This is a genomic window from Bdellovibrio svalbardensis (assembly GCF_029531655.1).
Classification (GTDB): Bacteria; Bdellovibrionota; Bdellovibrionia; order Bdellovibrionales; family Bdellovibrionaceae; genus Bdellovibrio; species Bdellovibrio svalbardensis.
On the sequence record NZ_JANRMI010000001.1, the window covers coordinates 395,503 to 415,849 of the forward strand.

Here is a 20,347-nt window from a genome sequence, read left to right on the forward strand (position 1 = left end):
ATTGGGCCGACCGTCTAACAATTTGTCGCTGGCGTCTTTGTCTTTAGCCTTATAAACCCATCTATTGCCTTCTGGGATGAGCTATCTGAAGAGCTTCCCCGGTATGGAGTTTGCTCTTCCAATCCTTGTTAAAATCAATTTATTTCAGGGAGATTATCATGTTGAAGAAAAAGGCTATTTTGGCGTTTATGTCGGGTCTTCTCATTCAAAGCGTTGCTTCGGCAGGTGTGAAAGAAGCCGCCTTTCAGTGTGTGTACTTCACATGCCCTGCGATCCTATTGCGGGTAACAGGAGTCAGCTACCTTCTTGAGAATATTGAGCGCAATAAACAAGCTCAGAAAATTGTGGCCGCCACAGAAGATGCTAACTTCTTTAAGTCACATGTCATTCAGTCAAATCGCGGTGAGCTGGCGAATGATCTCTATAACAAACTCGTGATTCATGTGGCTCCTGGGGACGTTGTAACACAATCAGTTCAGGTGAAGCATACCTCTGGTGATGGCTCTTACTACTACACTTCAGAAGATGCGTTACTTGAAGTGGACACGACTCAGCCTATCCTTTTAGAAAACAGAATCGCAACGGGAGTAAAGATCAATGGGCGTGCGCTTATTTCGCCAGCTTTGGCGGAAGCCCATTTGGCGGTGCAGTTCCTGATTTTCTCTGATGCCTTGGTTGTTAAAGATACAGATCGCACACAGTACTCCATCGCAACGGATGCTCTTTCGTTGAACGAGATTGCGATCATGTTTGCTCATAAAAAATAACCCTGAACGTAGAGGTTTACCATGTCCGGGATGTTATTTTGATATCCCGCTTCCCACCAAATATTTTTTCCGTATCCTTTAAATCGGGGGGCGGAATGTCTGAAGATGTGAAGGCGCAAGTTGAAATGAATACGGCGGGCGCTCATATGAGAACCTATCTTGAGGAGATGGTTAAAAAGATCGTTCGCAATCCCAGTGACGCGCGGATTGAGTTTTCCCAGGGGGAGAAGACGACGGTTTATATCGCTGTTGTAAATCCAGACGATCTTGGATTGTTGCTAGGTAAAAAAGGAGCGACGATTGATGCTATCCGAACTTTAGTGAGAGCGATGATGGCTCGGTATGGGATGAGAGCCATCGTGCAATTAGACGAGCAACTTGAGAGTCATTGCGCTAAGAGTGATCTGGATTAGCGACGAAACTTTACGAACCACTTTGTGATCGCATCGGGAGCTTGATCCAACCATTGATGACTAGCGGTTGGGTCAGTCACGAGTGCGCTTTTAACGCCACTCTCTTTAAGTAAGTTATAATAAGGCAGCATTGTGCTGATAGGGACGATCAGATCGGCATCACCGTGCAAAAATAAAGTGGGCGGGTGATCCTCAGGAAGTTGTTCTGGTAGATTGCAAAGAGGGCCACCACAAGTTGCCCATGAGCCTGATTGAATCGCAAGAGCTTTGAAAACCCCTGGGAATGAAAGTGCCATACGGCTTGTATTATACCCACCGCTAGAAATACCCGTCGCAAAAAGCTTGCTCATATTGATGGGGCCGAAGCTGCCTTCATTCATATTTTGCAAAAGATTCTGAATGAAGATTTCGTCTTCAGAGTTTTCGTATGGGATGCCGATCAGATTGGTCATCCATGCCAATCCGGATATTGCGGGCGGTGCGATCACGGCAAATCCATGATCCAAAAGACTTTGAATCAGGCGGATCTCGTTGAATCCTCCAAAAGGCATCCCTTGATATCGCTCAAAATCGACAGAGAAAAAACTGCCTTGAAAAATCACGACAGTGGGCCAACCTTTTTTGGGAACTTTGCCCGGTGGAAGGGAGTACTTCACCGTTCGAGTGAGATGGTGTCCCTTGATGTCCAAACTGGAAGAGGGGCAGGTGATATGAGAAATCACAATTCCAGTTGTTTCGCAGAAAGAAGTTTTTTGCTCAGCCAGAGCCGAGGCTGCTATGAAAGTTAGAAGTACGAACAAAAATTTCAAGGGCTCCTCCGTTTGGACTCAGAGATGTTTATCAATGTCTGGGGTCGGATTGCAAATGAAAGGCTGTCCCGAGGCTCAAACTCGGGACGAATAGTTGATACATATGTAAAGGTTCCCAGCTTTTGTTGGACAGACCTAAGGCCTGACAGAGGCCAAAATAAGAGGTCCCATTCAGAAAGCATGTTATTCTGCATAAAAGAGGGCTAACTATGCGTAATTTTGCAAGTGTATTGGGGATCTTTTTTCTGTGCTTTGCTGTGGGATATTCCTACCTCAGATCAACAACAGACGCCTATCAAGTGAACCGGGACCCGGCTGCCATTCGTACAAACTTTGATTTTTCTCATCTTAGTGGCACGAAACTTCAAGACGCGGTTAAGCAAAGACTGGTAGCAGGCTTTGAGTTGAGAAAAAATGCAGAAGGAACCGGCATCGGTCTTGGTCACTTTGTGTTTCTCGATGAGAAGGGTGAAAAGAAATTGGCTTGCCAAGAGTTTGGTAAAGTCACTTTGTCCTTCGTGGCAGAAGGTATTTCAGTCGCGGGCGACAAACCGGCAATGGAACTTGAAGGTCGCTGTGAGTTTTCAACCGATATGACGAAGATCAACCCGTTGTACCTTCCTGTTGCGAAAATCTTGGGCGAAAAGCCGGGCGATGGTGAATTCCAATTTAACGAAGGCCATGCCATCACGGTTCGCTTCACCAATCTTCCAGAAGAGTGGCCAAGAACTTGGTTGCTGAAATCAGTGAAACTGACAAACGAGAAAAATAGCGAAGCTTTGGTCGTTGAAAGCAACGAAGTCGCTCGCTACCTAGGGCATCCGCTAGTTCTTACTTTCTAGTTAGTGGTATACGGCGGTCCCGCCCACTCATAATTTTTGGGCATAAAAAAACCCTCATAGGAAACTATGAGGGTTTTTGTTTTTTTGAATCGAAGCAGAAGTCGACTAAGTGTAAGACTTAGCGATTTCTACGAATGTACGGATCATCGCACCTGAAGCACCTTTTTTAGGAGCGTAAGGCAAACGATTTCCAACTGCCCAGCCAGTTCCCGCGATGTCGAAGTGAGCCCAAGGGATGCCTTCGCCAACGAATTGCTCAAGGAATGCCGCCGCAGTTGCAGAGCCTGCACCTTTACCAGATGACATGTTAGAAAGATCGGCAAAAGTGCCTTTCATGTCTTTCACGTGGAAATCTGTCAAAGGCATATGCCATACCCATTCACCAGACTCATCAGCCGCTTTTTCCACTTTGTTTTTCAAAGCATTGTTGCGAGTGAAGTAACCTGTGTGAGTGTTGCCCAATGCAACAACCATTGCACCGGTCAAAGTCGCAGCATCGCAGATCATTTGTGGTTCAAGTTCAGTTGCGTAAGACAAAGCGTCCGCCAAGATCAAACGACCTTCAGCATCTGTATTGTTGATCTCGAAAGTTTTACCGTTGCGAGCTGTGTGAACGTCGCCTGGCTTAGTTGCAGAACCGTTAACCAAGTTTTCAGTTGAAGCGACCAAGCCAACAGCGTTGATTTTTAGCTTCAATTTTGCGATCGCAAGCATTGTACCGATAACATTTGCGCCACCGCACATGTCGTATTTCATTTCTTCCATACCAGCTGAAGGCTTGATGCTGATACCACCGCAGTCAAAAGTAAGACCTTTACCTACGAAGCAAACTGGCTTTTTAGAAGCGGCAGCGCCTTTGTATTCCATGATAATGAAGCGTGGCTCTTGGTCAGAACCCATAGAAACACCAAGAAGACCGCCCATGCGTTCTTTTTTGATGCGAGCTTTATCCCAGACAGTCACTTTCAAGTTGGCGATGCCTTTGGCAGCTTCAACTGTAGAGTCTGCCAGGATGGTTGGTGTCATCAAGTTGCCTGGCATATCGCCAAGACGACGAGAGAAGTTCACCACAGAACCCAAGATCACGCCTTCGTTGAAAGCAGCTTTTACAGCCTTGTCATTACCTAGTTTAGTAGCAACGTGGATCGTGATTTCTTCATTTTCTTTTTTTGCATCCTTTTTCGCAGAAGATTTCAATTCGTCGAAAACGTATGAAGTCATAACAAGACCTTCAACAACCGCTTTGGCGAAATCAGCAAGGTCTTTTTTAGAAGTTGTGATGCCGTCGAAGTGCAAAGCTGCTTCTTTAACATTCAAAGCTTTAACAGCCTCGTAAGCAGAAGCCACTGACTGACGAACTGATTCGTGCGTGATTTCATTTTCTTTACCAAGACCGACAACGATCACGTGACGGAAGCCAGCGTGGTTGATTTCGCGGAAAGTAACCGCTTCTTGGTGTTTGCCGGTGATTGATTTTTCTTCGATAGAAGCGGCAAATTTTTTGTTGAGCTCAGAATGAGTCACTTTTGCGAGCTTTTCTTTTTGCGAAGATGATTTAGAAAACACGACCAAAGCCGGGCATGTAAGTGAATCGACATCTTTGTTTAACAAGTTGATAGCCATATGAACCCCTTAAAATTATTAAGCTTTATGAAGCAGAATAAGATGTAACATAGCAGTGTTGTGGGTCAAAGGTTTTTCGTAAAGTCCTGTTGGAGTATTCCGATAGGTAGCACAGCATAGGACTTCATTTCCAACCACAGGAGACAGCGTGGCAGTCATTCCATACGTCATAGAGCAAACATCTAAGGGCGAAAGATCTTACGACATCTATTCTCGCCTATTAAAAGACCGTATTGTGATCCTCGGAACACAGGTAACGGACGAAGTGGCTAATGCCATCATTGCTCAATTTCTATTCTTGGAAGTGGATAATCCAGAAAAAGACATCCATTTCTACATCAATTCTCCGGGTGGTAGCGTTTCAGCTGGTCTGGCGATTTACGACATTATGCAATTCGTAAAATGCGACGTGGCAACTTACTGTATGGGTATGGCGGCCAGTATGGGTTCGCTTCTTTTGACGGCGGGTTCTAAAGGTAAGCGTTATAGCCTTCCGAACACTCGTATCATGATCCATCAGCCACTTCTTTCTGGAGGCGGTTTGTCAGGTCAGGTTACGGATATCGAAATTCATGCCAGAGAGTTGCTCCGCACGAAGGAAAAGCTCACTCGTATCTATGAAACGCACACGGGTAAAGACTACCAATTCTTGAAAGATCAAATGGAAAGGGATAACTTTATGGACCCTTACCAAGCGAAGGAATTCGGACTTCTAGATCACGTTGTAGAATCTCGTAAGGCAAAAAAAGGATAACAACAGATGACGACGAAAGATACCAACGGCACTTTGAGATGCAGCTTTTGCGGTAAAGGCCAAAAAGAAGTCAAAAAACTGATTGCAGGCCCAGGCGTCTACATCTGCGATGAATGTATTGATCTATGCAATGACATTATCGACGAGGAAAAAGACAGAGAGACCGCGGTTAAAGGCACCTTTAAGGTTCCAAAACCGTCCGATATTAAAACTTACCTTGATGACTATGTGATCGGCCAAACTCAGGCGAAAAAGACGCTGGCAGTTGCGGTTCACAATCACTACAAGCGTGTGAATGCTTTGGCACAGGGTAAAAAATCTGCTGACGTTGAGATGCAAAAATCGAATATCTTGCTTATTGGTCCAACGGGATCTGGTAAGACGATGCTTGCTCAAACGATCGCTAAGATCCTCAATGTTCCATTTGCGATGGCAGATGCGACTACATTGACGGAAGCAGGTTATGTCGGTGAAGACGTTGAAAACGTGGTGTTGAATCTTCTTCAAGCTTCTGACTACGACGTAGAAAAGGCCCAAAAAGGTGTGATCTACGTGGATGAGATCGATAAGATCTCTCGTAAATCAGAAAACCCATCTATCACGCGTGATGTGAGCGGTGAGGGTGTGCAGCAAGCTCTCTTGAAAATTCTCGAGGGAACTGTGGCAAATCTTCCGCCAAAAGGTGGTCGTAAGCATCCGCAGCAAGAGTTTATCCAGGTGGATACAACAAATATCTTGTTCATCGTGGGTGGTGCGTTCGTTGGTTTGGATAAAATCATCGATAACAGAACATCAAATAAAACAATGGGTATCGCAGCGGATATTCGCACGGAACAAGAGACAGAGAAAAGCGCCAATCTTCTTGCGAAGGTGGAGCCAGATGACTTGTCTAAATTCGGTTTGATCCCAGAGTTCATTGGTCGTTTGCCAATGATCGCGGTGTTGGGTCAGTTGGATGAAGAAGCGTTGATGGATATTCTTGTGAGACCAAAAAATGCGATCACAAAGCAATACCAAAAGCTTTTCAGCTATGAAGGTGTCGAGTTGAAGTTTACGGAAAAAGCTTTGCGTGCGGTGGCACAAATGGCTTTGAAACGTAAAACAGGTGCCCGTGGTCTGCGCGGTGTTCTTGAGACGGCAATGTTGGATATCATGTACGACATTCCATCCAAGAATAACGTGAAAGAAGTGATCATCGATGAAAACGTGATCAACGACGGTGGCGCTCCGATGCTTGTTTATAAAACGGAAGAAGAAATTCAAGCCGAAGAAGAAGCAAAAAAGAAGAGCTCAGCTTAGTAGCCACTCTTTTAAAAGAGATTTAAACAAAAAAGCCCAAGGACTTCGAAAGTCTTTGGGCTTTTTTCATTCTACCTATTGCTTTTTCACATAAGCGCTTAAGCGCATGCCTGGAGCCAGAGAGCTCGTCACAGACACCGTTGTGCCGCGAACAAGGTCTTCCACGGTGGTAGAGGCAAAGTCGATGTTGAAGTCAATTTTCTTACTGCGATCGCTTGGGCAGGTCATTTTGCCTCTGAAGGCCTTATTCGCAGCCAGAATGGCGTAGTCGTTCAAATAGAATGAGTTGGTCAGCGTATAACTGCCGTCACACAGCTCATCTTTGCGGCCATCTGGATAGGTTCTTTGAAACTCAAAAGAGTCTTGGTCAAGCACGCGAAAGTTCACATAGACGGTTTGGAAGCCCGCTTTAGCCTGAACTTTATAGTGCCCTGGGAGATTGCCCGGAGAAAGTTCCGTGGCAAAAGCCTGAGAAGTTGAAAGCATTAGTAATGCAGTTGTTAAGATATACTTCATCATATTGAATCCTCCATTTTTATAAGAAGATTTTTATAGAAGTGAATGCGATACAGGACAAAATAAAACCGCTAAGTGTGGGGGAATACATGAAGCGCAGACCACGCTGCATGGCGTGTTGCAGAAGTGTTGGAGAGTTTTAGATTGAAAGGTTGAGGTCGACTTTCAAGGCTTCATTTAAAGCGTTGAAGTCCACGGGCTTGCTGAGGAATCGTTGCGCGCCCAGGCTTTCGGCTTTGGTGCGGAACTCAGTGGATTCGTAAGCGCTGACAACGTAGAAGGGCATCTTGGCATCAAATTTACGAACCTCTTGCAGAAGCTCGAAACCGTCCATTTCAGGCATATTAATATCAGACATGACAAGATCAACGTGGGGAGTGTCTTCGCGGCGAAGATAATTTAAACAATCCTTTGCGCTCAAAAAGGAAACCAACTTGAGGTCTCCCAAGGTCGCAAAAAACTTCTTAAATTTTAACTTATAAAGCAGATGGGTATCTGCCTCATCGTCCACTATCACAATATGAATCATGCATGCAGTCTTTCATGGGAGATCGGTATAGACATCACAAATTCTGTCCACTGACCAAACTCACTCGTGTACTTTAAAGTACCACCATGTTTCTGTGCAATATTAAATGCAACAGTCAGACCTAGACCGGCACCTTCTCCGGGTGCTTTTGTGGTCAAGAACGGATCGAAGATTTTCTCTCCAAGAATAGCAGGGATCCCAATTCCATTGTCGCGAATGGAGATTTCGACATTTTCGCCGCGAACCATCGTGGAAATAGTGAGTTCAGGTTCGAAATTTTTTTGGACCAACACCTTTTTTTCGATCGCATGAATCGAGTTGTCGATGATATTTGACAGGGCCCTTTGTAATGACACTGAGTACACCTGAGCGTGAACGTTGTCGCCTAGGCGGTAAGTCACTTTCGGTGGAACATAGCTTGATCCCAGAGAGCGATTTGAAATCGTCTGCTGATAGGCTTTTTTTAAGATGTCGTTGATATCAGTGCTCTCAAGAAGGTCGCTGTCATAGCCAGACAAAATCTGCATAGAGCGGACAATCTGGTCAATGCGCTGGCTGTGCTTTAGAACCACGCGACTGACTTCTTTGATCTCTTCTGCATCTTCAGACTCTGTGAGCAGTTCGCTGAAGTTGAGAACAAAATTCAATGGGTTGCGAATCTCATGGGCAACGCTGGCCGTTAGGCTTCCCAAAGAGGCCAAACGCTCTTGGGCCACCAAAGTTGCCTGCATACGCTTAATCTGGAACATCGCCTTTTCCAGACTTTGATTTTTATTGGTGAGTTCGCGAGTACGATCCGCAACCTTCTGCTCCAGGGCCTGGTTGAGCTGTTCCAGTTTTTTGTTGGCTTCGAGCAACTCGACCCGGAAAAGGTTGATGGAGTCCGCCAGAACATCGAGTTCGTCCTTCTCAGCGTGGGGAGGACGGTTTAGGGCAAGATTCTTATTCTCCCGGAATCCCGTTTTTAGGTAGTCGGCGATATGCTTGATGTGAATGACGATGATTCGATTGAAGATGAAGTACAAGCAGAAGACCACGACCAGGGTTTTTGCTGCCTGACGCACGAAGATCCAAATCGCCTCATGAAAATAGCGATCACGCAGGCTTTTTGTGTCGAGTTCCACATCCAGGTTGCCGAGGGTTTCATTTGTATTTTTGTGGCGAATTTCGAAATTCTTATGGCTTTCTTCGGTCGGGTCCGTTTTGCCCGTTTCGTAGATGACCTTGTTGTCTGCCGTGAGTTTGAGATAGCTCACACCTTGCAAACGGCTCAAGCCATCCAGCTGGATTTCCAACAAGCGAGTGTCATAGGACCATAAATGCTCCGCCATGGAGTCCAAATAGGAGTTCTTGATAATCGAAAAGTTGTTCTGAAGCTTATCGAAGTCCTTTTGGTAGTCCAAAATCAATTGTCCAGCTGTGAGGATAAGCGTAGCAAACGAGCTGACGGCCCATGTTGCTATAAGCAGCTTGAGTGATAATGAGTTGGTGCGTACCCAGGGTGATTCGTTACGTGTCACAGAGCACTTATCGTGCAATTTGCGGAAAAAAGGGACGAAAATCTTTGTATGCGGTATTACAAATCAGAAAGGTCCCTGGATCCCTCTCAGAACACTACACAAATTAGAAATATTTTCGGGTAGCATTAGGCTGTTTTATATTGCACAAACTTTGAGCAAGGCCGACCTCTGGCAAGGGCCAGAACTAAAAATTACTCTGATATATTTACTTCCCAGCAATCGTACACATAGTTAGACTGGATATAGACTTCGCGAAGGTTGAAATGGAATTAACCTGAATGGAGATCCTCTTGTGTCCTATACGCAAGAAGCTCGTTAACCCAAGGGAGGGAGAGGATTATGAGCGAGGGAAAAGTACAACAACTACCACTTTTGCCCCTAAGAGACCTCATCATTTTTCCGCATATGATGATGCCTTTGTTCGTAGGTCGTGAAAAGAGCATTAATGCTCTTGAAGAGGCCATGAGCAAACAGACCGACATCGTGTTGGCTGCTCAAAAGGACGCTAAAACCAACAACCCAGAGGCGAAGGACATCTTTGCAATCGGTACAGTTGGAACAATCATTCAACTCCTCCGTCTTCCAGATGGAACTGTAAAAGTTCTGGTGGAAGGTAAACGTCGCGTAAAGATTAAGAATTTCGTAAACAACGAGAACTTCTTTGTCGTGGCAGTTGAAAACCTTGATGAAGAACCAACGAATATCGTTGAGGCACAAGCCCTTGTTCGCTCGGTAAAAACGACGTTCGAGACTTATGTGAAGCTCAATAAGCGTATTCCACCAGAAATCTTGATGCGTGTTTCAACGATCGAGAACCCAGGTGAACTTGCGGATATCATCGTTGCCCAACTCAATTTGAAATTGGAAGACAAGCAAACTGTATTGGAGATCATTGATCCATCCAAACGTTTGGAGCATTTGCTGAACTTGATGACAGGTGAGATCGAAATTCTTGAAGTAGAGAAGAAGATTCGCACTCGCGTTAAGAAGCAAATGGAGCGTTCTCAGAAAGAATACTATTTGAATGAGCAAATGCAGGCCATTCAAAAAGAACTTGGTGAGAAAGACGACTACCAAGCTGAGCTTCAAGATCTTGAAGTGAAATGTAAGAACAAGAAAATGTCTCAAGAAGCTAAAGACAAGGTCATGAAAGAGATTAAAAAACTCAAAATGATGTCACCTATGTCGGCTGAAGCGACTGTTGTTCGTAACTACATCGACTGGATCTTGTCTCTTCCATGGGCTGATTACTCTGAAGAGAAACATGACCTTAAAAATGCTCAACGCATCTTGGATGACGAGCACTGGGGTCTTGAAAAAGTTAAAGACCGTATCCTTGAATACCTAGCCGTTCTTTCGATTTCGAAAGATATCAAAGGTCCTATCCTTTGCTTGGCGGGTCCTCCAGGTGTGGGTAAAACTTCATTGGCGAAATCTATCGCTGAATCTTTGAATCGTTCTTTCGCACGTATCTCTTTGGGTGGCGTGAGAGACGAAGCAGAGATCCGCGGTCACAGAAAAACCTACGTTGGAGCAATGCCAGGTAAAATTATCCAGGCTTTGCGCAAAGTAGATAAAGGAAATCCATTGGTTCTTCTCGACGAAATCGACAAGATGGCCAATGACTTCCGCGGTGACCCATCAGCGGCAATGCTTGAAGTTTTGGATCCAGAACAAAACTCAACATTCCAGGATCACTACCTAGAAGTTGAATACGATCTTTCAAAAGTGATGTTCATTGCGACGGCGAACAGCCTTCATACCATCCCACGTCCATTGTTGGATCGTATGGAAATCATCCAGCTTGAAGGTTATATCGAGCAGGAGAAATTCAATATCGCGAAGAACTACTTGGTTCCAAAACAATTGGAAAACCATGGTTTGAAAGACTACAAGGTGAGCGTTAAGGATGAAACTATCCGTGACATCATCCGCTACTACACAAGAGAAGCGGGCGTGCGTAACCTTGAAAGACAAATTGCGAATGTCTGCCGTAAAGTTGCAAAAGACATCGTGATGGGTGAAACAGTTGAAAACTTTAAAGCTGAAGGCACTAAAAAGACTGCGAAAACTGCAGCCGCTAAAAAAGGTGCAAAAGGCGCGAAGACTTCAACAACGACAAGCAAAAACGCGGGTTACGTTGTAACTCCGGCGAAGTTGGTTGAGTTGTTGGGTGGCCACAAATACAAATTCGGCGTCATCGAAACTGAAAACGAAATCGGTTTGACGAATGGTATGGCTTGGACGGAAGTGGGCGGTGACCTTCTTGCTGTCGAAGTGAGTGTGGTTCCAGGTAAAGGCAAATTCACAGTCACAGGCCAACTTGGCGATGTGATGAAAGAATCTTGCGCAGCTGCGATGAGCTACGTTCGTTCAAGAGGTCCTTTGTTCGGTTTGGATAAAGAATACTTCGCGAACATTGACGTGCATATCCATTTACCTGAAGGTGCTGTTCCTAAAGACGGTCCTTCTGCTGGTATCGCTCTGACAACTTCGATCGTTTCTGCGATCACGAAGATCCCTGTTAAACGCACAGTTGCGATGACAGGTGAAGTTTCTCTTCGTGGACGTGTGATGGCCATCGGTGGTTTGAAAGAGAAAGTACTTGCAGCTCACCGTGGTGGTATCAAGTTGATCATCTGTCCTAAAGAGAATGAAAAAGATCTTAAGGACATCCCTAAGGAAGTGATGAAAGACTTGAAAGTGATCTTGGTAGATCACGTTGACCAAGTGTTGATCAATGCATTGGATGTTAAAGGTCCTAAAGAGATCTTTAAAGTTCAAAAAGAACGCGAGTTCGGCATCAAGGCTCAATACACTGGCCAACAAAATGTCGCTCACCACTAGATCCATCTAGTGAAAAAATAATTAAGTTTGAAAAAGGGCTGGTAGAAATACCGGCCCTTTTTTTGTTCAAAATTTTCTCTGAATCAAAGGTCCTTATTTCTTTCTGCGGATTAAGCTTCTTTAGAATGACAAATTGCTGAAGCGTAGGGGTGGGTCTACCTTAAGGGTGAATGATTCGCTCACTAGGAGGTGGGTTATGAAATCACTTCTTATGATTCTTGTGCTGGCGCTCTCATTGAGCCCCCGTGAATCGCAGGCGGCGCAAGATTTTGTTATGGTGGGTGCCGATCAGGCTTACTACGAAATTCGTGAAACATTTGGATTTGTTCCGACCTTTTTAAAGCAGTTTCCAGCGGAAGCCATCTCGGGCGCCTGGCAGGAAATGCGTGATCTGGAATTAAGCCCGACGACATCTCTCAATCAGAAGACGAAGGAGCTGATCGGTCTTGCCGTGGCTTCGCAGATTCCCTGTCAGTACTGCGTTTATTTTCACAAGCGAGCCGCTAAGTTCAGCGGTGCCACAGAAAAAGAAATGAATTATGCCATCGCTGTTGCCGCGAGTACGCGAAAGTGGAGTACATACTTTTATGGCGCACAAATTTCCATGGAGTCCTTCAAGTCAGACATTGGTAAAATGATTCACTTCATGAAAAACAAATCAGTGTCAGGTATTCCTGAAAGCTCCGGCATCGTGGCTTACGATGCACCCGAGGCAATGACAGACATGCGGAAAGCCTTCGGCTTCACACCTGATTTTATTAAATTCTATAGCAGTCGCGGACTTGCGGGCGCTTGGAACGAAATGAAAACTTTGGAAATGAACACGCAAGCACCACTGCAAAATAAAGTTTTGGATCTCATCAGTTTGGCTGTGTCGTCGCAGATTCCCTGCCAGTATTGCATTTACTCAGATACTGAATTCGCGAAATTTGACGGAGCCAACAAAGATGAAATCCAAGAGTCTGTGGCGATGGCGGGAATTGTACGTCACTGGAGTACTTTCCTAAATGGAATGCAACAGCCGCAGAAAGCTTTTGAAAAAGAGGTCGATCAGATTTTTAAAAACTTGGAAATGAAACGGGATAGCTTAAATAATAAACGAATTACATATCGCTAAGACCAATCCTCCACACTAGGTTGTTCAAAGCGTTTTTAGGAAAAGAGCTGGTTGAAAATGCCGGCTCTTTTCTTCAGAAAGCCCCGAGTTGCTTGGCGCTGCAGCCTTACTCCTAAGCCAAAATTGACAATTGACCCACCTCAGCAAGAGGTGATTTCCGTGAGCTTTCATTAAATTACTGAAATCAATTCCCATGTTGCACAAATATTGAGCAACTGTCCGCGTCTTGCATTGACCTTATCCTGACAATCTGACAGAAATCGTTTCCCTGCGAGTAAGGCAGATTTTGTTTTGGAGTTTTAATATCTTATGAATCAATTCGATCGCGCTTTTGAGCTCGGCAAGCTGTACAGCGATCGCGGAGAGTTTGGTCCTGCAATAGACCATCTCCGTGAGGCCTCGGACGGCTATTTTGCTGAGAAAAATTTCTCTCAACACCTCAAGTGCATGAACTTGCTGCTGCGTATTTTTGCCGAGCGCGAGCAGTTTGACGACATCAACGCAACCAAAGAAAAACTCCAAGACTTGGTTTTGCAAGAAGGCTTTGAGCTCAACTCAAAGACTTACTACACACTCGCGATCTGCGCGTCTTACAAGCAGCAACTTGATACAGCGATGGATTATTTCCAAAAAGCTTTGGCTATCGCTTTGGCTTCCGACAACAAGGAAGACATCTGTCACGCTATCTTCGGTCTTGCTCACGTCTATGCAAGCCCTCAAGTAAACCGTCAGTCCGATGCATTGAAAGAGATCTACAATCTTCAGGTCTTCTTCCAGGTGTATCAAATGCCGGATGTTCAAGCGGCTTCATTATTCCTCAATGCGGAAATTTTGAAATCGATGAAAAAGTACGACGAAGCCATTGAGATCTTGTGGCGCGCGTATGATGTCATCAGAGAAACTCGTAACTTCGTTATGAGCAATTATTTGATGGGTGCCTTGGCCGATGCTTACTATGAAATCGGCGACAAGGACATGGCGAGAACTTATATCACTCTTGCTCAGAAATCGATTGATGGTGAGAACCACCGTCGTTTGGCTCGCATGGCGAAAGCCTTGGCTGAGAAAATCGGTGGCGAATCACAAACGAATTTCGATCTGATCTTCGATGAAATCAATCACTCTGTGATCGAGAAAAAAATCGGTCGCATTGATTTCAAAAACCAATTTATTCTTTTGGATCTTTTGCGCCTGTTCGTTACGAACCAAGGCACGATCTACTCAAAAGAATTCCTGGTCGAGAATGTTTGGAAGCAGCCGTATGACCCGGCTATTCACGACAACAAGATTTACGTGACGATCAAACGTCTTCGTAAATTGATCGAACCAGATTATGAAAAACCAAAGTATATCTTCAGAGCCAAAAACGGCTATTACATGAATAAAGCGGCTCGAGTTCATTTCGAGCACTAATTAGGGGGATTCATGTTGCGTCACATCTTGCTAGCTACATTGATTGCGTTTTCGGGTTTAACGGCTCACGCGGTAACATCGTCTTATCTACAGGACGAAGAGCAGATTATGCCTGCTGGGGACCGCTGGACTCCGTTTCCTTGGAATTTTAAAAATGCTCAACCGTTCCCTTGGTCTGATATTCAGGGCACATGGAAAGTTGAACAGGACAGCTTCATTTCATACTTCTCTTTCAAAGTGATTCAGCAGAAGAACGGCGTGAGACAGTTGAAAGTGAAACAATACGACGGTGAAAGCTGCCGTTTGCTTGCCACAGGCGTTGGTATCGAAAAAGGCCAACTGGTTTATGCGCAAATGACGAGCAAATCTGGAAAGATCTACAGAGTGAGTCTGACAGCGTTTAAACGCTCTGATTCACCTCAGCCACCACTACAAGGCAATGTTTATACAGAGTCAGTGATGGTTCTTTCTATCGGTGAACTGAATCAAGTGAGCGTCGAAGATATGATGCACACCCAAATTTTGAAGGTTTCATCTCAGCTAGATCAAAAATCTTGCGTCGATGACTTGAAAAATTAGTTTTTTATAAAAAAGAGTTTGCAAATGAGGTCGGACCTTTGTTATTAATTGGTCCTTCCAACGATAGGGAGTTAGCTCAGTTGGTAGAGCGCCACCCTTACAAGGTGGATGTCGCAGGTTCGAATCCTGTACTCCCTACCAATCTTTCCTTGAAAGATTGGCCTATCAAATCGAATTAAACCGCCTCATGGGCGGTTTTTTCGTTTCTGGGCCTGTAATTTCATATCAATCTCAAAAAAATCACTTTTATCTTAATATAAACTAGTCGTTGTTATTTGCGGCGCTGGTGTTGCGTTGCATTCTATTCCACCAGTAAACGGGGAGAGTTATTTTTCTAAGAGGTGAATCAGATTTAAAATCTATATCCGTAAAAGAGTTGTCCGCTCATCACCGTTGAATAAATGTCCAGGGATCCAAGGCGCGAATAAAGAGTGTCAGTAAAAATTCGAGCCCCCCAGATGTCTTCTGTAGTGTTGTGAGCCAGACAAATTTTAAAGCCCCATTTTCCAGAGACTCCAAGGGTCCTTTCAGTTGCTGTATTTGGATTTTCAACGGTTTGACTTTGAATTGCCGGGCCAATCGAAGACTGAACCGAAAAAGAAGAATGATAGTTTGGAATCAACCAAGTATGACCGTAACCAAACGTACTGCCCAAGCTGACCAGTTGCAGGTGATTGATATCAGGCTTGGTTTGGATGGCGTCACTTTCGCTGCCGACAATGATTTTATCCCCCATATCTAAGACAAGATAATTTAAAAATGGCATAGCAAACCAGCTGCCGCCATTCGACAGAGGAATCTTCGTTTGGTCAAAGGCAGCTCGCGGACTATAGTGAGCTTCATCAAAGACGTAATAGAAATTTGCACCGATATTGCTTACTGAGGCATCGGGAAACTGAGTGAAACGTTCCGGCTTACTAAATGAAAACTCTGTCAGCGGATTCCCCGCGTAAAGACCACGGTAATACTGCGAATAAAAATCAATAGCGTGCTCACGCCAGCGCGTGTGAAGAATGATGCTCTGCTGATCCGAATTTCCACGGCGATCGAGCTCTTCTTTAGGAATAGGTAAAGCGAAAGCCACGGTCAGTTGAGTGGCCTTCCAGCCTAAGGTTATACCAAGGCGGGTCGCATAGTTTGGTACAAAGGCATAACCCTTAATATCCGGAGCTCCTAAATAGAATGAATAGGTAGGCAATTCAAAAAACGGTTTGATCAAAAATGGTGTTTTTAGTTCTTCAAACAAAGAGGTCGGTGGCGGAGTTGGCATTTGCGCCACTACCGGAATTTGGGGCGGAATTTCGGGCGGAATTTCGGCAATTCCTGTTTGCGCTTGTGCCTGGATGCAAAACGGAAACAGCATAAATATAAAGAGAGTAAAATGGAGCTGTAAGTGCATTCTGGTATTGGATTTTAACTTTCTGTCCCGAAGTAATAGAATCTAATTGTGCTGAAATACTCACTTTTTGCCTTTTTAAAGCCCTAAGGCCAGGTGGTGGGAAGCCCGCTAGTGGGCGACCATTGCTCTCATGAGGAGTGTTTAAAAAAACGACACATCCATAATCCTTACAGGGCTGCTTCGTTTCGGAGGCAGAGGCCTTATCTTTTTGCTACAACCATTGAGATTTTAAATATGAACGCCTGTTTATTCGGAAAGAATAAGGAGATCTGTATGAAGTTACTTGCTGCTGCCATGCTTGTTTTGGCTACCACTATCTCAGTAGCCCCTTCGGCACATGCTGAAACTGTCCAAGAGCTCGAAGCAAAATTGATGGTTGAAAAGCCTTATGAGGCTCCAAGAGGCCGTCTTTTTGATGAAGAAGCCTATTTCCGTGGTGAATTGGCTATTAACCAATTCACGAACGTAGTTGTGGTGAATAAAGCAGCCTATGGATCCGAAGCGCAAACAGCTCGTCTTTATATCAATCGCCAATTGGTTTTAAAAACGAAGGTCTCTACCGGTCGTGAAGACGTAGAATATATCGCTCCGTTGAAGGGTCTTTTCCGTAAGATCTTCCAAACCAAAGGGACTTCAGAGTCTCATTGGAGACACACACTTCGTGGTTTCTACGGCGTAACTCGCGTGATGGATGAGAACTACAAATCTGGCGAATCTAAAGTGCAAATGCCTTACGCTATGTTCTTCAATGACACTCATGGTTTGGCTTTGCATCAAGTTCCACCTGACTTGATCGGTGGGGAAGCAAATGGCATCGCAGCCTTGGGAACACGTGCATCTTCTGGTTGCGTTCGTGTGAATAAAGACCAAGTAATCCAAATCCACGATGCCGTTGTGGCAGCTGATCAAGGCCAAGTTCCTGTTATCGACTCACGAACAGGTCAACAAGTGGTGGATCAATATGGTCGTCCACAGACCAAAATCGGTTGGAAAACAATCGTGATCGTAGAGGAATTCTAGCGAGAACGCGTCTTGACCGAAATTAAAATTCATAGGAAAAAGGCTGAGCAAAATGCTCGGCCTTTTTTTATCCAGGAGCTCGCTCATGACATTGACTGACTTAGTTAAAATCCCTGACGAAAAACGCGATCACCAGTGGGAAATCGATTTTTTCATGGCGATCTCCAAGGGGAGCTTGAGACTTATTAACGATGCTCCCCAAACCGGACCTGACGGTTGGCCTTATTTGTTGGCGGAAACTTCTTTGGAAGCTTCGGAGCCGGCTCAACAGGTGATGCAGTGGTTGGCGATGAAGGGCGTGGGGCTTGTCGTAAACCCACAAAAAGAATATCCCGACTATGTTTTCACCTATGGCATGATCTGGAACTTCCGCGAAACGGGATTGTTTTATCAAACCGCAGAAGCGGCTCCGGTGGGCGCTTTGCAGATTAACGAAGGTCAGGCTTTGCATGCCGGTCCTCCGACGCCTCAATATCTGCCTCAGTATGTTCGCAATATTTTAAAAGAATTCTTCCGTGATCAAGCGGTGCTTCGTCCGCGCATCCTTGTGATGAGTACGGATCGCAAACACTATGACCTGGCGTTTTCTTTGGAGTCTTTGGGAAATCCGCCTGAAAAAGAACATCAGGGTATTGCGGAAGCGATCAGCTGGTTCTTGCCGCCACATTATTCTATCGTGTTGGTTTCTGAAAAAGGACTTCCAGAGTTCGTAGATTTGTAAGCTTCAATTTACCAGCGAAGGAAATAAAAAAGGGCTGAGAGATCAGCCCTTTTTTCATTAATCCAACTCACCTGGGGTCGGCAAAAGATCCATCAGGCATTCTCTCCAGTACTCGGGAGCTTCGTCGCTATAATCGACAGCCACATAGAAACCTTTTTTACCCAGAAGTTGAGTGCGAGTGATCACACCTGACACTTCCAAATTCATTTCTTCCAAGTGCATGAAGACACGATCACCAATCAGGCAATCCAGATTCAAATTTTTACGAAGAGCGGTGGGGATGAGATCTTCGCGTTTAATCAGAAGGAGCAATCCAGAAGAGGACGCTTCGACGATTTCACTATTTTTTGCGATCTTCGCAAAGTCATCCAATGAAGTTAGATATGATATATGAATGGGAGAGACTTCTTTCCTTGGAGCCACTCGTTTGTTGCTTTTTGAACTTCCCATTTTTCACCTGCTTGTTTAAGAACACTCTACAAATTGTCTGTTACTAAACTGATCGGCAGGACTCGACCAAAGTTAAGAGCAAAAAATAAAAAAGCCGAGAGTATGTGCGGATAAATGTTTTATCACGCCCCGTCCTTCAGAGGGAGCATTGAAGGCAGATGCATTTATGAGACGGAACGTCTCAGTCTGAGAATCAATTTTTTGCCATTCCCCTATAGAAATTTTCGAAAGGACCGACGGCTGATCATAGCTTTTAAGCGCTTTAAAAGCCGCTTCCTTCGCACACCACAGGCTGACGGGGCTTGGTGCTGCCTTAACCTCTTCGCGCGAACTGACACGGGCTACGGGGGCTTCTGTCACGCGGGCTGATAATTCAACATCAACACCTATGGCTGAAGACGACAGGGCTATGGCTCCCAATTCATGGGTGTGAGAAATAGAATGCTGAAGATAAGAATCCACATTCACTTCTTGAAGAGCCGCTTTGATAAAATTTCTGTATTCAGGATTGTTGCTTCCCCATTCAGACCTGGCAAAGAGTTGCAAATCAGGGGAGCGCAGTAAGAAGCGCAAGGATTCGATTTGGGACTCTAACACGTCATTTGAAATAGGCATGTCAAAGTCCCTTGTCTTTCCTGAGAAAAATTAAACAGTGAATTCCGCAGGCCATTGAACTGGCTTGCCGCTGGTGATAGCCATCATGCGATCCAAAGAAACCTGCGCCTTCACGCGAAGAGTTTCATCCAAGCCGACTTCAGGCTGCAAAGTCTCAAGCGCATGCTTGATCTTTTCCATATTGTTCATCTTCATGTAAGGGCAGTTGTTGCAAGAGCAACCCGCATCCAAAACCGGCGCTTGAATCAAAGTCGCCTCAGGACGTTTTTTCTGCATTTGATGGAAGATCCCAGTTTCCGTAGCGACAATAAATTTTGTCGCTGGGTTTTTCTCGACTTCTTCAAGCAAGCGAGAAGTTGAACCGACAACAGAGGCATACTGAAGCACAGACTCATCACACTCAGGATGCGCGATAACCACTGCATCGGGATGTTGTTGAATCAACTCGTACAATCTTTTTGCATTGAACAGCACATGCACTTCACAAGCGCCTTGCCACAATTCAAAAGGACGATTGAGTTTCTTAGACAGCCAACGACCTAAGTGCTGATCCGGCCCAAACAGAACCTTACGGTCCTTCGGAATAGAATCAACGATTTGAGCGGCATTGGAAGAAGTAATAATCACATCAGAAATAGATTTCACTTCGGCACTGGAATTAATGTAAGTCACCGCGATGCCATCAGGATGCTGACGACGCCAAGCCAGGTACTTATCGTAAGGAGCACCCTTCACCAAAGAACAGCTGGCTTCCAAGTTAGGAACCAGAACAGTCTTAGTAGGATTCAAAATCTTCACGGATTCGGCCATAAAGACCACACCAGCAAGCAAGATCACTTGCTCTTTGACGGTCTGACCCATCTTAGCCAGATAGAAGCTATCACCGACATAGTCAGCAACGTCCTGAATATCACCATCTTCATAGTAGTGAGCCAAAACAACAGCATTCTTCTCTTTTTTAAGTCGCTGAATATCAGCAGCAATATCATAACTCATAGCAATCACTCCAAGCCTAGATTCTAACCTGAAAAGTCGCGAACACCTATAGCATAACTACCCGAAGGTCGTAAGCCAAATCCAGCACTGCGCAAGAGGGCAAAAGAGCCAAAAATTT

At 45.0% G+C, this 20,347-nt stretch carries 20 protein-coding genes and 1 tRNA gene; 12 read left to right on the plus strand and 9 right to left on the minus strand.

What is annotated here, in order from left to right; genetic code table 11:
* Positions 1-158 precede the first annotated feature (158 nt).
* Positions 159-767 carry a hypothetical protein gene (locus NWE73_RS01865; RefSeq protein WP_277576569.1) on the plus strand — a complete coding sequence of 203 codons (609 nt, stop codon included), beginning with the start codon at positions 159-161 and terminating at the stop codon, positions 765-767.
* 95 nt (positions 768-862) lie between these two features.
* Positions 863-1,180, plus strand: coding sequence for a KH domain-containing protein (locus NWE73_RS01870; RefSeq protein WP_277576570.1), 318 nt, complete (start codon positions 863-865; stop codon positions 1,178-1,180).
* On the opposite strand, the gene NWE73_RS01875 is transcribed toward NWE73_RS01870, so the two are convergent.
* Positions 1,177-1,989, minus strand: coding sequence for an extracellular medium-chain-length polyhydroxyalkanoate depolymerase (locus NWE73_RS01875; protein WP_277576571.1), 813 nt, complete (start codon positions 1,987-1,989; stop codon positions 1,177-1,179). The two genes, NWE73_RS01870 and NWE73_RS01875, sit on opposite strands and share 4 nt — an antisense overlap.
* Before the next feature lie 209 nt (positions 1,990-2,198).
* Here NWE73_RS01875 and NWE73_RS01880 point away from each other — a divergent pair, with 209 nt between their 5' ends.
* Positions 2,199-2,831, plus strand: a complete 633-nt coding sequence (locus NWE73_RS01880) for a hypothetical protein (RefSeq protein ID WP_277576572.1) — start codon at positions 2,199-2,201, stop codon at positions 2,829-2,831.
* 105 nt (positions 2,832-2,936) lie between these two features.
* Here NWE73_RS01880 and NWE73_RS01885 read toward each other — a convergent pair whose 3' ends face one another.
* Positions 2,937-4,454, minus strand: coding sequence for a leucyl aminopeptidase (locus tag NWE73_RS01885; RefSeq protein WP_277576573.1), 1,518 nt, complete (start codon positions 4,452-4,454; stop codon positions 2,937-2,939).
* 148 nt (positions 4,455-4,602) lie between these two features.
* Here NWE73_RS01885 and NWE73_RS01890 point away from each other — a divergent pair, with 148 nt between their 5' ends.
* Positions 4,603-5,208, plus strand: a complete 606-nt coding sequence (locus tag NWE73_RS01890; RefSeq protein WP_277576574.1) for an ATP-dependent Clp protease proteolytic subunit — start codon at positions 4,603-4,605, stop codon at positions 5,206-5,208.
* Positions 5,209-5,214: 6 nt separating this feature from the next.
* Positions 5,215-6,507: an ATP-dependent Clp protease ATP-binding subunit ClpX gene (gene clpX, locus NWE73_RS01895; protein ID WP_277576575.1), complete on the plus strand. Its 1,293-nt coding sequence runs from the start codon at positions 5,215-5,217 to the stop codon at positions 6,505-6,507.
* Between the two features lie 75 nt (positions 6,508-6,582).
* Here the strand turns inward: clpX and NWE73_RS01900 are convergent, their stop codons facing one another.
* The 3 genes from NWE73_RS01900 to NWE73_RS01910 all read right to left on the minus strand — a co-directional run bounded on the left by NWE73_RS01900 (position 6,583) and on the right by NWE73_RS01910 (position 9,072).
* Positions 6,583-7,026: a hypothetical protein gene (locus NWE73_RS01900; RefSeq protein WP_277576576.1), complete on the minus strand. Its 444-nt coding sequence runs from the start codon at positions 7,024-7,026 to the stop codon at positions 6,583-6,585.
* A 136-nt stretch (positions 7,027-7,162) separates the two neighbouring features.
* The gene (locus NWE73_RS01905; RefSeq protein ID WP_277576577.1) at positions 7,163-7,552 is read right to left on the minus strand and encodes a response regulator; all 390 of its coding nucleotides are present in this window, start codon (positions 7,550-7,552) and stop codon (positions 7,163-7,165) included.
* Entirely contained in the window at positions 7,549-9,072 is a 1,524-nt protein-coding gene (locus tag NWE73_RS01910) for a sensor histidine kinase (RefSeq protein WP_277576578.1), read from the minus strand. Before NWE73_RS01910 ends, NWE73_RS01905 begins: the two co-directional genes overlap by 4 nt.
* 339 nt (positions 9,073-9,411) lie before the next feature.
* On the opposite strand from NWE73_RS01910, the gene lon reads away from it, so the two are divergent.
* The 5 genes from lon to NWE73_RS01935 all read left to right on the plus strand — a co-directional run bounded on the left by lon (position 9,412) and on the right by NWE73_RS01935 (position 15,169).
* Positions 9,412-11,919: an endopeptidase La gene (gene lon, locus NWE73_RS01915; protein ID WP_277576579.1), complete on the plus strand. Its 2,508-nt coding sequence runs from the start codon at positions 9,412-9,414 to the stop codon at positions 11,917-11,919.
* A 196-nt stretch (positions 11,920-12,115) separates the two neighbouring features.
* Positions 12,116-13,036 (plus strand): carboxymuconolactone decarboxylase family protein, encoded by a 921-nt coding sequence (locus NWE73_RS01920; RefSeq protein ID WP_277576580.1) that lies wholly within the window; start codon positions 12,116-12,118, stop codon positions 13,034-13,036.
* Positions 13,037-13,345: 309 nt separating this feature from the next.
* Positions 13,346-14,449 carry a winged helix-turn-helix domain-containing protein gene (locus NWE73_RS01925; protein ID WP_277576581.1) on the plus strand — a complete coding sequence of 368 codons (1,104 nt, stop codon included), beginning with the start codon at positions 13,346-13,348 and terminating at the stop codon, positions 14,447-14,449.
* 12 nt (positions 14,450-14,461) lie between these two features.
* On the plus strand, positions 14,462-15,028 hold the full coding sequence (locus tag NWE73_RS01930; RefSeq protein ID WP_277576582.1) for a hypothetical protein: 567 nt from the start codon (positions 14,462-14,464) through the stop codon (positions 15,026-15,028).
* Between the two features lie 65 nt (positions 15,029-15,093).
* A tRNA-Val gene (locus NWE73_RS01935) sits at positions 15,094-15,169 on the plus strand.
* 211 nt (positions 15,170-15,380) lie between these two features.
* Here NWE73_RS01935 and NWE73_RS01940 read toward each other — a convergent pair.
* Entirely contained in the window at positions 15,381-16,391 is a 1,011-nt protein-coding gene (locus NWE73_RS01940; RefSeq protein ID WP_277576583.1) for a DUF4421 family protein, read from the minus strand.
* Positions 16,392-16,700: 309 nt separating this feature from the next.
* Between NWE73_RS01940 and NWE73_RS01945 the strand changes: the two genes are divergently transcribed.
* Together NWE73_RS01945 and NWE73_RS01950 are read left to right on the plus strand one after the other, a co-directional pair.
* Positions 16,701-17,447, plus strand: a complete 747-nt coding sequence (locus tag NWE73_RS01945) for a L,D-transpeptidase (protein ID WP_277576584.1) — start codon at positions 16,701-16,703, stop codon at positions 17,445-17,447.
* Positions 17,448-17,532: 85 nt separating this feature from the next.
* Positions 17,533-18,168 (plus strand): hypothetical protein, encoded by a 636-nt coding sequence (locus tag NWE73_RS01950; protein WP_277576585.1) that lies wholly within the window; start codon positions 17,533-17,535, stop codon positions 18,166-18,168.
* Positions 18,169-18,225: 57 nt separating this feature from the next.
* Here the strand turns inward: NWE73_RS01950 and NWE73_RS01955 are convergent, their stop codons facing one another.
* The 3 genes from NWE73_RS01955 to nadA form a co-directional block, all read right to left on the minus strand.
* Entirely contained in the window at positions 18,226-18,618 is a 393-nt protein-coding gene (locus NWE73_RS01955) for a hypothetical protein (RefSeq protein ID WP_277576586.1), read from the minus strand.
* Positions 18,619-18,690: 72 nt separating this feature from the next.
* The gene (locus tag NWE73_RS01960) at positions 18,691-19,233 is read right to left on the minus strand and encodes a 4'-phosphopantetheinyl transferase superfamily protein (RefSeq protein WP_277576587.1); all 543 of its coding nucleotides are present in this window, start codon (positions 19,231-19,233) and stop codon (positions 18,691-18,693) included.
* 30 nt (positions 19,234-19,263) lie between these two features.
* The gene (gene nadA, locus NWE73_RS01965; RefSeq protein WP_277576588.1) at positions 19,264-20,229 is read right to left on the minus strand and encodes a quinolinate synthase NadA; all 966 of its coding nucleotides are present in this window, start codon (positions 20,227-20,229) and stop codon (positions 19,264-19,266) included.
* Positions 20,230-20,347 lie beyond the last annotated feature (118 nt).